Origin of the sequence: Tianweitania sp. (assembly GCF_032053605.1) — a bacterium.
GTDB lineage: Bacteria > Pseudomonadota > Alphaproteobacteria > Rhizobiales > Rhizobiaceae > Tianweitania.
The window spans coordinates 1-13,466 of sequence record NZ_DAMBUH010000091.1; the positions used below are offsets into that span (position 1 = coordinate 1).

Annotated in this window: 16 protein-coding genes; 10 read left to right on the top strand and 6 right to left on the bottom strand. The window is 62.0% G+C overall.

Features of this window, described 5'->3' with window-relative positions:
- A partial coding sequence (locus RTX98_RS16375) for an ABC transporter permease (RefSeq protein WP_312797893.1) occupies positions 1 to 2,056 on the bottom strand: 2,056 nt, incomplete at its 3' end.
- Positions 2,057 to 2,059: 3 nt separating this feature from the next.
- A complete protein-coding gene (locus RTX98_RS16380; RefSeq protein WP_312797894.1) occupies positions 2,060 to 2,767 on the bottom strand; it encodes an ABC transporter ATP-binding protein in 708 nt (235 codons plus the stop codon).
- Positions 2,768 to 2,842: 75 nt separating this feature from the next.
- On the opposite strand from RTX98_RS16380, the gene RTX98_RS16385 reads away from it, so the two are divergent.
- The 7 genes from RTX98_RS16385 to RTX98_RS16415 all read left to right on the top strand — a co-directional run bounded on the left by RTX98_RS16385 (position 2,843) and on the right by RTX98_RS16415 (position 7,542).
- A complete protein-coding gene (locus tag RTX98_RS16385) occupies positions 2,843 to 3,481 on the top strand; it encodes an arylesterase (RefSeq protein ID WP_416223148.1) in 639 nt (212 codons plus the stop codon).
- Between the two features lie 103 nt (positions 3,482 to 3,584).
- Complete coding sequence (thpR, locus tag RTX98_RS16390) at positions 3,585 to 4,175, top strand: RNA 2',3'-cyclic phosphodiesterase (RefSeq protein WP_312797896.1); 591 nt, start codon at positions 3,585 to 3,587, stop codon at positions 4,173 to 4,175.
- 13 nt (positions 4,176 to 4,188) lie between these two features.
- Entirely contained in the window at positions 4,189 to 4,485 is a 297-nt protein-coding gene (locus RTX98_RS16395; RefSeq protein ID WP_312797897.1) for a 4a-hydroxytetrahydrobiopterin dehydratase, read from the top strand.
- Between the two features lie 66 nt (positions 4,486 to 4,551).
- Entirely contained in the window at positions 4,552 to 4,923 is a 372-nt protein-coding gene (locus RTX98_RS16400) for a YkvA family protein (RefSeq protein WP_312797898.1), read from the top strand.
- Between the two features lie 249 nt (positions 4,924 to 5,172).
- The gene (locus RTX98_RS16405) at positions 5,173 to 5,676 is read left to right on the top strand and encodes an invasion associated locus B family protein (RefSeq protein ID WP_189505033.1); all 504 of its coding nucleotides are present in this window, start codon (positions 5,173 to 5,175) and stop codon (positions 5,674 to 5,676) included.
- 208 nt (positions 5,677 to 5,884) lie between these two features.
- The gene (rlmN, locus tag RTX98_RS16410; protein WP_416223150.1) at positions 5,885 to 7,108 is read left to right on the top strand and encodes a 23S rRNA (adenine(2503)-C(2))-methyltransferase RlmN; all 1,224 of its coding nucleotides are present in this window, start codon (positions 5,885 to 5,887) and stop codon (positions 7,106 to 7,108) included.
- Positions 7,105 to 7,542: a hypothetical protein gene (locus RTX98_RS16415; RefSeq protein ID WP_312797900.1), complete on the top strand. Its 438-nt coding sequence runs from the start codon at positions 7,105 to 7,107 to the stop codon at positions 7,540 to 7,542. The genes rlmN and RTX98_RS16415 overlap by 4 nt, the downstream gene beginning before the upstream one ends.
- Here the strand turns inward: RTX98_RS16415 and RTX98_RS16420 are convergent.
- Entirely contained in the window at positions 7,539 to 8,180 is a 642-nt protein-coding gene (locus tag RTX98_RS16420; protein ID WP_312797901.1) for a LysE family translocator, read from the bottom strand. The two genes, RTX98_RS16415 and RTX98_RS16420, sit on opposite strands and share 4 nt — an antisense overlap.
- 63 nt (positions 8,181 to 8,243) lie before the next feature.
- Positions 8,244 to 9,353 carry a hypothetical protein gene (locus tag RTX98_RS16425; protein ID WP_312797902.1) on the bottom strand — a complete coding sequence of 370 codons (1,110 nt, stop codon included), beginning with the start codon at positions 9,351 to 9,353 and terminating at the stop codon, positions 8,244 to 8,246.
- Between the two features lie 51 nt (positions 9,354 to 9,404).
- On the opposite strand from RTX98_RS16425, the gene RTX98_RS16430 reads away from it, so the two are divergent.
- The gene (locus RTX98_RS16430; RefSeq protein ID WP_312797903.1) at positions 9,405 to 10,634 is read left to right on the top strand and encodes an argininosuccinate synthase; all 1,230 of its coding nucleotides are present in this window, start codon (positions 9,405 to 9,407) and stop codon (positions 10,632 to 10,634) included.
- 67 nt (positions 10,635 to 10,701) lie between these two features.
- Here the strand turns inward: RTX98_RS16430 and RTX98_RS16435 are convergent, their stop codons facing one another.
- Positions 10,702 to 11,517, bottom strand: a complete 816-nt coding sequence (locus tag RTX98_RS16435; RefSeq protein WP_416223149.1) for a lytic murein transglycosylase — start codon at positions 11,515 to 11,517, stop codon at positions 10,702 to 10,704.
- Positions 11,514 to 11,765: a hypothetical protein gene (locus RTX98_RS16440; RefSeq protein WP_312797904.1), complete on the bottom strand. Its 252-nt coding sequence runs from the start codon at positions 11,763 to 11,765 to the stop codon at positions 11,514 to 11,516. The genes RTX98_RS16435 and RTX98_RS16440 overlap by 4 nt, the downstream gene beginning before the upstream one ends.
- A gap of 102 nt (positions 11,766 to 11,867) precedes the next feature.
- On the opposite strand from RTX98_RS16440, the gene RTX98_RS16445 reads away from it, so the two are divergent.
- Positions 11,868 to 12,908 (top strand): zinc-binding metallopeptidase family protein, encoded by a 1,041-nt coding sequence (locus RTX98_RS16445; RefSeq protein ID WP_312797905.1) that lies wholly within the window; start codon positions 11,868 to 11,870, stop codon positions 12,906 to 12,908.
- A gap of 99 nt (positions 12,909 to 13,007) precedes the next feature.
- A partial coding sequence (locus RTX98_RS16450; protein ID WP_312797906.1) for an SH3 domain-containing protein occupies positions 13,008 to 13,466 on the top strand: 459 nt, incomplete at its 3' end.

The following is a 13,466-nucleotide window of genomic DNA, read 5'->3' on the forward strand; positions in this document are numbered from 1 at the left end:
TGGTGGCGGTGGATTCAAGCAGCGTCGCCAGCCAGGCATGCGGCGCGCCGGCGAAGGTGTTGGGCGAAAACACCATCACAAAATTGATGCCCATCGATTCCCACTGCACGTTGCGCAGATTGGCAATGCGCGCCGTGACATCACGGCCGAGCACGTTGACGGTCAGCGTGTCGCCAACCTTCAATCCGAGTTCGCGCGCTTCCTGGGCGGCAAAGGAAACCAGCGGCTCGCCGGAATAATCGGCCGGCCACCACTCGCCTTCCGCCAAACTGCCATTCTCCGGAATGTTCTGCGCATAGGTCAAGCCGCGATCGCCGCGCAGCACCCACGCCCCCTCCGGCGGCACCTGAACCTTGGACACCTCGACGCCATTCAGCGCCATGATGCGACCGCGTAGCATGGGCACGCGCACCAGCTTTCCATCGGGCGATTCACGCGAAATCAGGGAAGAAAAGTCCTCGATTTCGGAACTTTGGATGTCCACGAAGAAGAAATTAGGGGCCCTCTCGGGCAAATTTCCCGAAATTTCCCGGCGAAGATTGCCGTCGATCAGCGCCAGTGTGACGAGCAGCGTCAGGCCCAGACCGAGCGACAAAACGACGGAAGGCGTCAGTGCACCCGGCCGATGGATGTTGCCAACAGCCAGTCGCAATGTGGTCGAGCTGACCCGCGGTGATCGCCGGGCGAGCCATTGCACCAGCGCACCGACGGCCCGCAGCACCAGAAAGGAAAACACCATCGCGGCGATAAAGATCGTCGCCACCTTGCGGTCGAAGGACAGCGCAATCGCCAGACCGGCAAGCACCACGGCAATCCCAGCAGCCGAGGCGACATAGATCAGACGCGGCCATCCGCGTTGTTCGAAGCCCATTTCGCGGAACAGAGCGGTGGCCGGAATGTCGCGCGCGCGTCCCAGCGGCAGGAGGGCGAAGACCAGCGTGACGAGGATACCGAACACCGCACCCAGCATCAGCGCGCCGGGATAAACGCCGCCTTGCGTCGGCACAGGAAGAACACCTTGCAGGGCCGAACTGGCCGCGAACGGCATGGCAACGGCGATCAGGAGCCCGATCGCAACGCCGACCGCCGCGATGATCAGGATTTGGATAAGATAAAGCGCAAACACGAAGCCACCGGACGCGCCGAGGCTCTTGAAGGTCGCGATCACCGGCCGTTTTGCGTCGAGATAAGCGCGCACGGCATTCGCCACGCCGACGCCGCCCACCACTAGCGCGGTGAGGCCGACCAAGGTCAGGAACTGCGAGAAGCGCTCGATGTTGGACGATAGCGACGGCGCGGCGTTGAGGCGTGAGCGGATGCTCCAGCCGGCTTGCGGGAATTGCTGCGTGGCTTGTTCGCGCGCGATCGTGATCGCCCCTTCGCTGGCGCCTTGCGCGAGCCGCACCTTGTAGGCGTGTTCGATCAGGCTGCCCGGCTGGATCAGCCCTGAAGCCCTCATGCCGTCGAGCGACACCATAAGGCGAGGTGCGAAACCGAAGCCGTCGGAGATCAGATCCGGCTCTTCCAGGATTTGGGCGCGCAGTTGAAACGTGCTGCCGCCCAGCCGCAAACTGTCGCCGACCTTTAAGCCCAGGCGCTGGAACAGGATGTCGGGTGCTGCGGCACCATACACGCCGTTGCGCTCGCCGAAGATATCCGCATGCGATAGTGCCGGCTCCGTCCGCAACGTGCCGTAAAGCGGATAAGCTTCATCGATTGCCTTCAGCTCCACCAGCGTCTGGTCGGTTTCGTCCATGACGCGGGCCATGGAGCGCATGTTGGCGCTGTCCGCAACTTCGCCCAGGCCCGTAAGGAAGCCGCGTTCGGCCTCCGTCGCCTCGCGCTGGTTGAGTTCGAAGCGCAGATCGCCGCCAAGCAGCGACTGGCCTTGATTGGACACGCCGAGCGTAATCGCCCGCGCCACCGAATTGACGCCACCGATCGCGCCGACACCGAGAGCGATGCAGGCGATGAAGATCAGGAAGCCGGACAGGCCGCCGCGCATTTCCCGTAGGGCGAAGCGCAAAGCGAGGCGAAAGTCACGCGAACTCAGCATCAGCTATTCCGCCGGCACGCGAACAGGTGCCGGCTCGGCCGCATCCTCGATCCGGCCGGAGCGCATGGCGATCTGGCGCGAACAACGGGCGGCAAGCGACGGATCATGCGTCACCAGCATCAGGGTCATGTTGCGCTCGCGCGCCTTGGCGAACAGCAGGTCGGCGATCTGCTTGCCGGTGGTTTGGTCGAGATTACCGGTTGGCTCGTCGGCGATCAGGATCTGCGGATCGGGGGCCAGCGCGCGCGCAATCGCCACGCGCTGCTGTTCGCCGCCCGACAACTCACCGGGATAATGGGTGACGCGATCCTTCAGGCCCACAGCGGCCAGCTCGCGTTCCGCAACCGCGAAAGGATCGGGATGGCCGGCCAGTTCGAGCGGCACGGCGACATTTTCCAGCGCGGTCATGTTGGGAATGAGGTGGAAGGACTGGAACACGATGCCGACCGTCTTGCCGCGGAAGGCCGCGATCTGGTCCTCGCTCCAGCCATTGATGACGTTGCCGGCAATCGAAACCGTGCCGCCATCGACCTTCTCCAGCCCCGCCACCACCATCAGAAGCGTCGACTTGCCCGATCCGGAAGGCCCGACGATGCCGGCGGTCTCACCACGCAGCACTTCGAGGCTGACGCCTTTCAGCACATGCACCGAGGACGCGCCTTGGCCGAGTGTCAGGGAAACGTCGGAAAGCGCGATCACGGCTTCTGTCACGGCAAGGACTTCCTATATGCGGATGCGAAACCAGACACGACGCCCGGATTGAGGCAGTCATATGGGTTACCAAGCATGGCTTTAAAACACCTTTTCGCGAGCGCAACATTGGCGATCAGCCTGAGCATGACAGGGATGGCCGCTTCGGCTGAGCCTTTGAAGATCGTCGGCTTCGGCGACAGCCTGATGGCCGGCTATCAGTTGGGTCCAAAGGACTCGTTTGCGGCCAAGCTCGAAGCCGCCCTGAAGGCCAAGGGCCTGGACGTCACGGTCGCCAATGCCGGCGTGTCCGGCGACACCACGGCGGCCGGCCTATCGCGCATCGATTGGTCCGTGCCGGACGGCACCCGGCTCGTTGTGCTGGAACTTGGCGCCAATGACATGCTGCGCGGTCTGCCGCCGGAGCAAACACGCAAGAACCTCGACACGATGCTGAAGCGGCTGACCGATCGTGGCATTGCCGTGGTGCTCGCCGGCATGATGGCTGCGCCCAATCTCGGGCCTGCCTATGGCAAGACCTACAATTCGATCTTCCCCGACCTGGCCAAGAAGTACAACGTGCCGCTGGTGCCGTTCTTCCTGGATGGCGTAGTCGGCGTTTCCGGCCTGCAGATCGACGACGGCATCCACCCCAATCCGAAGGGCGTTGATGTCATGGTGGAGCGCTCGCTGCCTGTCATCGAGCGGGCGGTCCGCGCGTTAAGCAGTAGTTGAGGAAAACCCTCGCGCTGCAGTAAAACGGCGCTAAGTTCTGCTTGCCGAACTTAGCAAAGGATGGTCGGCTCGTTCTCGACGGAACCGAATCAAGGAGGCCCAAATGCCGCGCTTGTTCACCGCCCTCGAGGTTCCCCGCGACGCTGCGCTGTCGCTTTCGCTCCTGCGCGGCGGGCTGCCCGGCGCGCGCTGGATCGACGTCGAAAATTACCACATCACCCTGCGTTTCATCGGCGATGTCGAAGGTCATGTTGCCGACGAGATCGCCAACGGGCTGGACCGCATTCGCCGCCCGGCCTTCAGTGCAAGGCTGTCTGGGCTCGGCGCCTTCGGATCCAAGAAGCCGCATTCCGTTTATGCCAATGTCGAACCCTCCAGCGAATTGCTGCAATTGCAGGGCGAAATGGAGCGCATCTGCCAGCGCCTCGGCCTGCCCGCCGATCCCCGCAAATTCGTGCCGCATGTGACGCTGGCGCGGCTGCGCAACACCGCGACGCCGGATCTCGCCCACTACCTATCCTCACGCGGCAATTTCTCGACGGCGCCGTTCAAGCTCGGCCGCTTCGTGCTGATGTCGTCAAAGGATTCCGTTGGCGGCGGTCCTTACGTCGTGGAAGAAACCTGGCCGCTGGATGCGCGCCCGCCACGGCCGAGCCTGTCGGCCGACGAATGGCTGGCCGGAGCGCACCCCTAAAGGAACGCTCTCCATGGCGCGCGAAGCTCTTGCCATCGATGAAATCGCCGAGCGGCTGGCCGACCTGCCGGAATGGCAGCTGTCGGAAGACAGCGCCGCCATCACCAAGCGCTTCACCTTCCGCAACTTCAACGCAGCCTTCGGTTTCATGACGCGGGTCGCGCTGTTGGCCGAAAAAATGGATCACCATCCGGATTTGCGCAACGTCTACAAGCTGGTGGATGTGACCCTATCCACCCACGACGTGGATGGTCTGACGGATCTCGACTTCGACATGGCCGCGCGCATGGACAAGTTTGCCGACAACTGACGCGAACCTTGTTGCGCCTTCACGCGTTCCCCACATGCTTGGATGATGCCTGCTGGGAGTTTGATTGTGGCGCGTGTGAATACCGATGAGATCCTGAAGCCGGTTGATGCCGCCGAAAACGCAAGGCGCGAGGAGCGCGTACGCAAGGGCCTGTGGCCAACATTGCGCAAGGCCGCGGCCTATGTCCCCTTCGCCGAAGAAGTGGTGGCCGGTTATTACTGCGCGCTTGATCCAAAGACGCCGTTCCGCACGCGCGGCATTCTGTTGGCAGCACTCGCTTACTTCGTCCTGCCCTTCGACATCGTACCCGATTTCATTCTCGGCGTCGGCTTCACGGATGATCTTGCCGTTCTGACCGCTGCGATCTCGGCCATTCGCGGTCAGATCCAGCCGCGCCATCGCGCAGCCGCCAAGCAGGCGCTTGCCGAACGCGCCTGACCCAGCGGGGGACGCATCAGTCAAAATCTCGCCTTCTTCTCCGCGTTCACAATCACGCAAGGCGCCAGGAAATGGCGGTGACGTGGTTGCGCCAGCGGGCGTGCTGCGCCAAACACAGGCAGACAGAATTCGGTTGGGGATTCACCCTTTGGTAATCCCGAATTAATACAACTGAAACGATCGCGGTTCGGCGGCGCGGCTGGCGCTGCCGTTCTTCAGTCAGGCACGAACAGGAAGATCAACAACACGATGCGCGGACTGCTCACGACACTCACCGGCCTTGCTTTCCTCACGATGGCCGCACCGGCCTTTTCGCAGGCAGCAACCAAGATCGGCGTTCATGGCGATTGGGGCACCTATAGCTATCAGGGCGGCAGCGGTAAGGTCTGCTATGTGCTGACGGTGCCGAAGGACAAGCAGCCGCCCTCGCTGAACCATGGCGATATCTTCTTCTTCGTCAGCCAGAAGCCCGGCCAGAATGTCAGCTTCGAGCCGCAGTTCATCGCCTCCTACGATTTGCAGGCGAATTCCAAGGTTCAGGTGCAGATCGGCGACAAGACCTTCTCCATGTTTACGCGCGGCAAGTCGGCCTGGATGGAAAATCCGGCGGAAGAGCCGCAGCTGGTTGCAGCCATGAAGGGTGGTTCCGACATGAAGATCGCAGCCAAGTCCGGTCGCGGCAATCCGACGAGCTATGTGTTTTCGCTAAAGGGCATTTCGGCGGCTCTGGGTTCGATCCAGACCTGCAAGTAAGCCGACGCGAGCCACTGATTGCAATGGCCGGGCTGTCCAAGCCCGGCCTTTGTCGTTTCAGGCTCGCCCATTGTCTTTCTAGGCTAGCCCAATGTCCTTTCAGGCTGGCGATGACGTGGTGGGATTCTTATGTTAAGGGAGCACCGCTCGCGCCTGGAGCGCGGCCTTTTCCATTCACCAGAGACTGTTGATGACCACCGTGCTTGACATGCCCGTTGCAACAAGGCCCGCGCCTACCCCGCGCGTTCCTGCCGTGCATCCGCTGGACGGCAAGCCGTCGCTGATCGGCATGACGCGCGAAGAGCTTGGCGAAGCGCTGGCCGAAGTCCGCGTACCGCCCAAGCAGATCAAGATGCGCGTGCAGCAGTTGTGGCACTGGATGTATGTGCGCGGCGTTGGCGATTTCGATGCGATGTTCAACGTGTCGAAGGATCTGCGCGCCAGCCTTGATGCGCGTTTCACCATTTCCCGGCCCGAAATCGTCGAAGAGCAGATTTCCGAAGACGGCACGCGCAAATGGCTGTTCCGCTTTCCTCCGCGCGGCGCCGGTCGTCCGGTCGAGATCGAGACCGTTTACATTCCGGAAGAAGGGCGCGGCACGCTCTGCATTTCCAGCCAGGTCGGATGCACGCTGACCTGCTCCTTCTGTCATACAGGCACGCAGAAGCTGGTGCGCAACCTCACCGCCGAGGAAGTGCTGGCGCAGCTGATCACCGCGCGCCATCGCCTCGGCGACTTCCCCGACCGCGATACGCCGGATGGCGCCATCGTGCCGGCCGATGGGCGAAAGATCACCAACATCGTCATGATGGGCATGGGTGAGCCGCTCTACAATTTCGACGAGGTCAAGAAGGCGCTGTTGATTGCCGCCGACAATGAAGGCCTGTCGATGTCCAAGCGCCGCATCACGCTTTCGACGTCAGGTGTCGTGCCAGAAATCTTCCGCACCGGCGAAGAGATCGGCGTCATGCTGGCGATCTCGCTGCATGCCACCAATGACGACCTGCGCGACCTTCTCGTGCCCATCAACAAGAAGTATCCGCTGAAGGATCTGATCGCCGCCTGCCGCGCTTATCCCGGCCTGTCGAATGCGCGCCGCATCACCTTCGAATATGTGATGCTGCGCGAGGTCAACGACAGCATCGAGGACGCCAAGGCTCTGGTGAAGTTGCTGAAGGGCATTCCGGCCAAGATCAACCTGATCCCGTTCAACCCCTGGCCCGGTACGAACTACCAGTGCTCGGAATGGGAGCAGATCGAGAAGTTTGCCGACTACATCAACCAGGCCGGCTATGCCTCGCCGATCCGCACCCCGCGCGGCCGCGACATCCTCGCCGCCTGCGGTCAGCTGAAGTCTGAATCAGAGCGCATGAAGAAGACCGAGCGCCTGGCGTTCGAAGCGATGATGATCGCCAATCACGGCGAAGAATGAGCCTTCGGCCTCCGCCGTTCCTGCCTGTTGCCGTCGGCTATTTCGTCGCCGTCATCGTGGCGGTAGTGGTGACGGTCTTCCTGATTATCGGCACGCCTTTCTTTGAAAGCGAAGTCGGCGTGGTGACCTGGCCTGACGTCTCGCGTCAACTGCCGTCATTGGTGACCATAGGGATGGCGTGGACGTTCCCCTGTGCCTTTCCCGGCTTCCTGCTTGCCGTCCTGCTTGGCGAAAGACTGAAGTGGAACAGCTGGCGTCCTTATGCGATCGCCGGCTTTGGCAACGCCGCACCCGCGCTCGCCATCTTCTCTGTCCTGTTCGGCTCGCCGTCCGACCTGACGGCGATGACCGTCTCGTCTTTTCCCGGCGGCTTTGCCGGGGGCCTGGCCTACTGGTTCGCGAGCGGCCGCTACGTTGCAAGCCGCCGCGCTTAACGCGCCTGCGCCGTCAGGATCTTCAGCGCGAAGGCGGAGAAGATGCCGGCAAACAGATAGTCCACGACGCGGGTGACGCGCGGGCTCTTTTTCAGGAGAACGGCGAACTTGTCGGCCGCGATCACCATCGGCACCACGACCGGCAGCGACAGCGGTATGAACATCAGCCCGAGAAAGAACAGCTTGCCCGGCGCATGAAGGTCGGACGCCGACACGAATTGCGGCAGGAAGGTCATAAAGAACAGGATGATCTTGGGATTGAGCAGGTTGATGCCGATGCCCGTCGCCCAGTTCTTGAATAGCGTGCGCGGCTTGCGCTTCGTCATGTCCGGCGAAAAGGCTGAGCCTTTGCGCAGCGCCTGGAAGGCAAGAAACACAAGATAGCCTGCGCCGGCCACTTTCAACGCGAGGAAGGCTTGCGGGGAGGCCACGATCAGCGCCGACAGACCGAGCGCCACCAGGCTCGTATGCACGACGATGCCGCACATCGCACCAACCATGCAGGCAAAGCCCGCTGCTCGTCCCTCGGCTACGGCGCGGCCGACGAAAAGCGTCATGTCCGGGCCGGGCGTAATGGAAATCACGAAGGTGGCGATGGCGAACTGAATGAAGGTCGAAAGATCGGGCAGAAAGCTCATCGGCAGGGCTCGCGTGACGGTGGGAGATCCTTACGCGAAAGCTTCAATAGCGCCAATGGCCGCCTACTCCGCAGCCATTAAGCCACGATCGAGCGCGTAGACACCGTCCTCGAAGCGCCACACGGACAGATCGGGCTTCCCCTTCAGCGGCACCGACACGATGTTGGGCCAGCCATCGCCAGTGGATGCCAGGTCGAGGTAAGCATTGCTGCCTTCATTCTCGTAAGCGGCGCGCCAATTTTGCTGCGCATGATCGCGAAGGAAGGCGGATATGTTGCAGCCGCTGCGTCCAAAATACCAGGACGAGCCGCACAGCCGCGCAAACAGCATCGCCTTACCATCAGCCAGCGTCTTCTGCGCGGCTTCCAGCCGCGGCTCCGACATCGTCGCCAGCTTGAAAGCCTTGATGTCCTCGTCAATCAAACGACGGGCATCAGTTACGGCTGCGTCGCTTTCCGACAAGGCAACAAGCTCATAGCCATCCATGCTGCGCGGGCTGCAAAGCGGTTCGATCCCCTCAAGAACCTTCTTCGATCCGCCGAGCGCGAACTGCGCTGCTGCGGGACCTGCCTCGCCCGAAATGTCGACAAGCAGGATCGTGCCGATGCTGATCGGCTGCAAGGCCTTGTATGGCAGACTGAGCGCGATCGTGCCGTTGGTGCGCAGTGCCGGCATGGCAAAGCGCGCTTTGCCGATCGTGACCTCGGCCGCACCGGTGATCGACGAAGCCGACACGTCACCGCGCAGTTGGTTGCGCCAGTCCGCGCCGGTGCGCAGCAGAAGTGTCCATTCCTGTTCGGCACAAGACAGCGATGCGCCGACGATCCCGTCGGCCTTGGTCGGCTGCGGCAGGATCGCCACCGAGCCGCTGCCAGCCTGCTGCCAGATCGAAGCCGCATGAGCGGGCGTCATCGACAAAACGGTGGCGACCAGCCCAGCAGCCATGCCGACCCGGCGAGCCGCGCGGCCTTGAAAGCAGCTGAGCATCCCTGAAACCTGAACCATGCTGCGCCCCTTCTGCTCGCCGTCCACTTCACGTGAAACGGCGCTGCCCATCGAGACATCAAGGTAGGCGCGGATGGTAAAAGGAGCTTTACGCCGATCACCGATGTAAGCTTCCGCAACGACCAAGATCGACGAAATGACGAGCGCAAACCCGCTTGTCGCGGCCATTCGTCCTGTTAAAAGAACCGCAGCATTTTTCCGCAACCTCAGGATTTTTCCATGTCGAGCAGCAAGGCCAAGGACGTCAAGAAGGTGGTTCTCGCCTATTCGGGCGGCCTTGATACGTCGATCATCCTGAAGTGGCTGCAAACCGAGCTGAACGCGGAAGTCGTCACCTTCACCGCCGATCTCGGCCAGGGCGAGGAACTCGAGCCCGCCCGCAAGAAGGCGGAGATGATGGGCATCAAGGACATCTATATCGAAGATGTCCGCGAGGAATTCGTGCGCGATTTCGTGTTCCCGATGTTCCGCGCCAATGCCGAATATGAAGGCCTGTACTTGCTCGGCACCTCGATTGCCCGCCCGCTGATTTCCAAGCGCCTTGTCGAAATCGCCAAGGAAACCGGCGCCGATGCCATCGCCCATGGCGCAACTGGCAAGGGCAACGACCAGGTCCGCTTCGAGCTGTCTGCCTACGCGCTGAACCCCGACATCAAGGTCATCGCACCGTGGCGCGACTGGACCTTCAAGTCCCGCACCGATCTTATGCAATTCGCGCAGGAACACCAGATTCAGGTCACCAAGGACAAGCAGGGCGAAGCCCCCTTCTCCGTCGATGCCAACCTCCTGCACTCCTCGTCCGAGGGTAAGGTGCTGGAAGATCCGTGGGCCGAAGCGCCGGAATATGTGCATCAGCGCACCGTGTCGCCGATGGACGCGCCGGATCAGGTCACCGAACTCACCATCGGCTTCGCTAGGGGCGACGCTGTCTCGATCAACGGTGAGAACCTGTCGCCGGCCACCATCCTCGCCAGGCTCAACGATCTCGGCCGCGACAACGGCATCGGCCGTCTCGACCTCGTCGAAAACCGCTTCGTCGGCATGAAGAGCCGTGGCGTTTATGAGACCCCGGGCGGCACGATCCTGCTGCAGGCCCATCGCGCCATCGAGTCGATCACGCTCGATCGCGGTGCAGCCCACCTAAAGGACGAGCTGATGCCGCGTTACGCCGAGCTCATCTATAACGGCTTCTGGTTCTCGCCGGAGCGTGAAATGCTGCAGGCGCTGATCGACAAGAGCCAGGAGCATGTCGAAGGCGAAGTGCGCCTCAAGCTCTACAAGGGCAACGTCATCGTTTCCGGTCGCCGCTCCGACAAGTCGTTGTATTCCGACGCCCTCGTCACCTTCGAAGACGATCGCGGCGCCTACGACCAGAAAGACGCCGCCGGCTTCATCCGCCTCAACGCACTGCGTCTCCGGACGCTCGGCGCGCGCAACCGTAAGGGCTAAGCCCAAGCTCACCAAACAAAAAAGCCCGGTCGCGAGACCGGGCTTTTTGTTTTCACGAAGGCGCTGTTTAGCGGCCGTCGATCTCCGCGCCCATCAGCGCAATTGCCTGCTGATAAACGCTGGCAGCGTTCCAGCCCTGGATCGCCGCGTAGTTCGGCTCACCCTGCTGATAGCCGGCACCGGCGCGCCAGCCATGACCCTTCAGGAAGTTGGCGGTCGAAGCCAAGGCATCGGCCTTGGAGCCGACCATGTCGATGCGGCCATCGCCGTCGCCATCGGCACCATATTGCAGCACGTTCTTCGGCAGGAACTGTGTCTGGCCGATTTCGCCGTGCGCAGCACCCTGGGCAGCGCTGGTCAGGATGCCCTTGTCGACGAGCTGAAGCGCCGAATAAAGCTGGTCGGTGAAGAACTCGGTGCGGCGGCAGTCATAAGCCAGCGTTGCCACGGCCGAGATCGTGTTCTGGTTGCCCAGGAACGAACCGAAACCGGTTTCCATGCCCCAGATCGCGATCAGCGGGCCGGCCGGAACGCCGTAGCGCTGCTCGATGCGTTCAAACAGGGCCTTGTTGCCGGCGAGCTGCTTCTTGCCGCGCGACACGATGGTCTTGGAGCCGCGCTTTTCCATGAACTCGGAAAGGCTGAGCTTGAAGGAATGCTGGCCGCGGTCGGCAGCAATCGTCTTGGTTGCGTAGCTGGTGCCCTGCAGAGCCGTCAGTGCGCGCTGGCCGACGCGACCCGATGCTTCGCTCGCAAACTGCGTCTTCCAGGCCTCGAACCCGCCGGCAGTGTTGCCGCACGAGGCTGCCTGCGCCTGACCACTCATTCCAAGCGCCACCACGGCAAAACCCGTGAAACCAAGAAGCGTCTTCAACAGCCTCATGCCATTCTCCAATCCGTATAACCGCAAGACGCGGCTGATTTCATGTTGATTACCGGCCCGCGCGTTAAGATGATCTTTACGATCACGCCGGCCGCCGTGACTTTTCCGTTCTGCGGTTCGCAGATATTCTCTTTCAGTTCAAGGATGACGAGGCCACACCTCGATTGCATTCGGGTAAAGGCGATGATTCTGGCGGAAAGTTGATTGTCCTGCCAAGAATTGGCGGCAAAAAGCGTGCTGGTCTCCATCCGCTTCGCTGAGGTGGAACACGAGGCGTCTCGTTACGTTATGCGGCTTCGCGGCCCTCTGCGCAAAGGCGCATCCGCTTGTTGCTCGCCGGAGCGTCCCGCATGAAACTGTTCACGTGCCCGCATTGCGGACAGCGCCTTTATTTCGAAAACTCGCTCTGCCTCAACTGCAAGACGCCGGTGGCCTACGATCCGCATCAGGCCAACTTCGTAGTGGCCGGTGAAGCCGGCGCGCCGGTATGCACCAACGCCGGAGAATGCGACTGCAACTGGGTCGCGGAGGAACAACAGGCCCTGTGTTTGGCCTGCAGCCTCAACCGCACGATCCCCGACCTTTCGGTTGAAGGCAATCGCGGCCGATGGGCCAAGATCGAGATGGCCAAGCGGCGCACGCTTTACACGCTTCTGGCGCTGAAACTCCCTGTCGCGCCCAAGGCGCAACCGTCAGACGAAGAAGGCATCGCCTTCGACTTCCTCGGCAATCCGATCGGCGCCGGCCCCGGCGGCGAGCGTATTCTGACCGGCCATGACAATGGCCTGATAACCCTCAACGTCGCGGAAGCGGATTCGCCGGAGCGAGAAGCAATGCGGGTCGCGATGGGTGAACGCTACCGCACCCTGCTCGGCCATTTCCGCCACGAGCTCGGCCATTATTACTGGGACCGGCTGATCCGCGACGATCCCGACTTCCTTGCCGGCTTTCGCGATCTGTTCGGCAATGAAAGTGTCGATTACGCGCAGGCGCTGCAGAACCACTATTCCAACGGCGCACCGGCCGGCTGGGCCAACGAGCATATCTCCGCCTATGCGGCGAGCCATCCGTGGGAAGACTGGGCGGAATGCTGGGCGCATTACCTTCATATCGTCGACACGCTGGAAATGGCGGAAGCCTTCAAGGTGCCGCTGGAGCGTCTGGACGTGCCGACGCCCCCAAACCCCGAGGCCACCACCTTCGATGGCGTGCTGCATCGCTGGATCGTTCTTTCGGAGGTCGCGAATTCCATCAACCGCTGCATGGGCCTCGGCGATCTCTACCCCTTCGTGATCTCCCAACCTGTCACGAAGAAGCTCGCTTTCATCGACGATGTTTTGAAGGGCACCAGCGGCGTTGCTGCGCAGCATGTGGAAGAAGACGCGGCCTGAAGCCTGCAACACTCCGCTATAGTTCGTGAAGTCTTGGGAGGAACGAAGATGGCGAGCCTTCGTTTGTGCTGCCGAAGGGCTCAGCAAAGGATTACCTCTATGACCAAGCTTCGATTGATCACTGCGACGGCCGGACTTCTACTTGCCGCCACCGGCGCTTCGCTCGCACAGACGGCCGTGAGCGCAACCACGGATCTCAACCTGCGAGCAGGTCCCGGCCCGCAATATCCCGTCGTTGGCACGCTCGGCGTTGATGAAACGGCCACGCTCGACGGCTGCGCACAGGGCAGCAAGTGGTGCCAGGTTACAGTCAAGGGCCAACCGGCCTGGGCTTATTCCGATTACCTCACCAGCGAATTTACCTCCGGCAGCCGCGTGATCGTGACCGAACGTCCGGCCGAAGCCGTACCGGTTGTCGAATATCGCGAAACCGCGCCAGCAACCACCACGACCACGACCACGACCGGCAAGGGCGGCGGCGGCGCACCAGGTGCTGCAGCCGGCACCATCGGCGGTGTCGTTGTCGGTGCGCTGATCGGCGGCCCGGTTGGCGCGGCG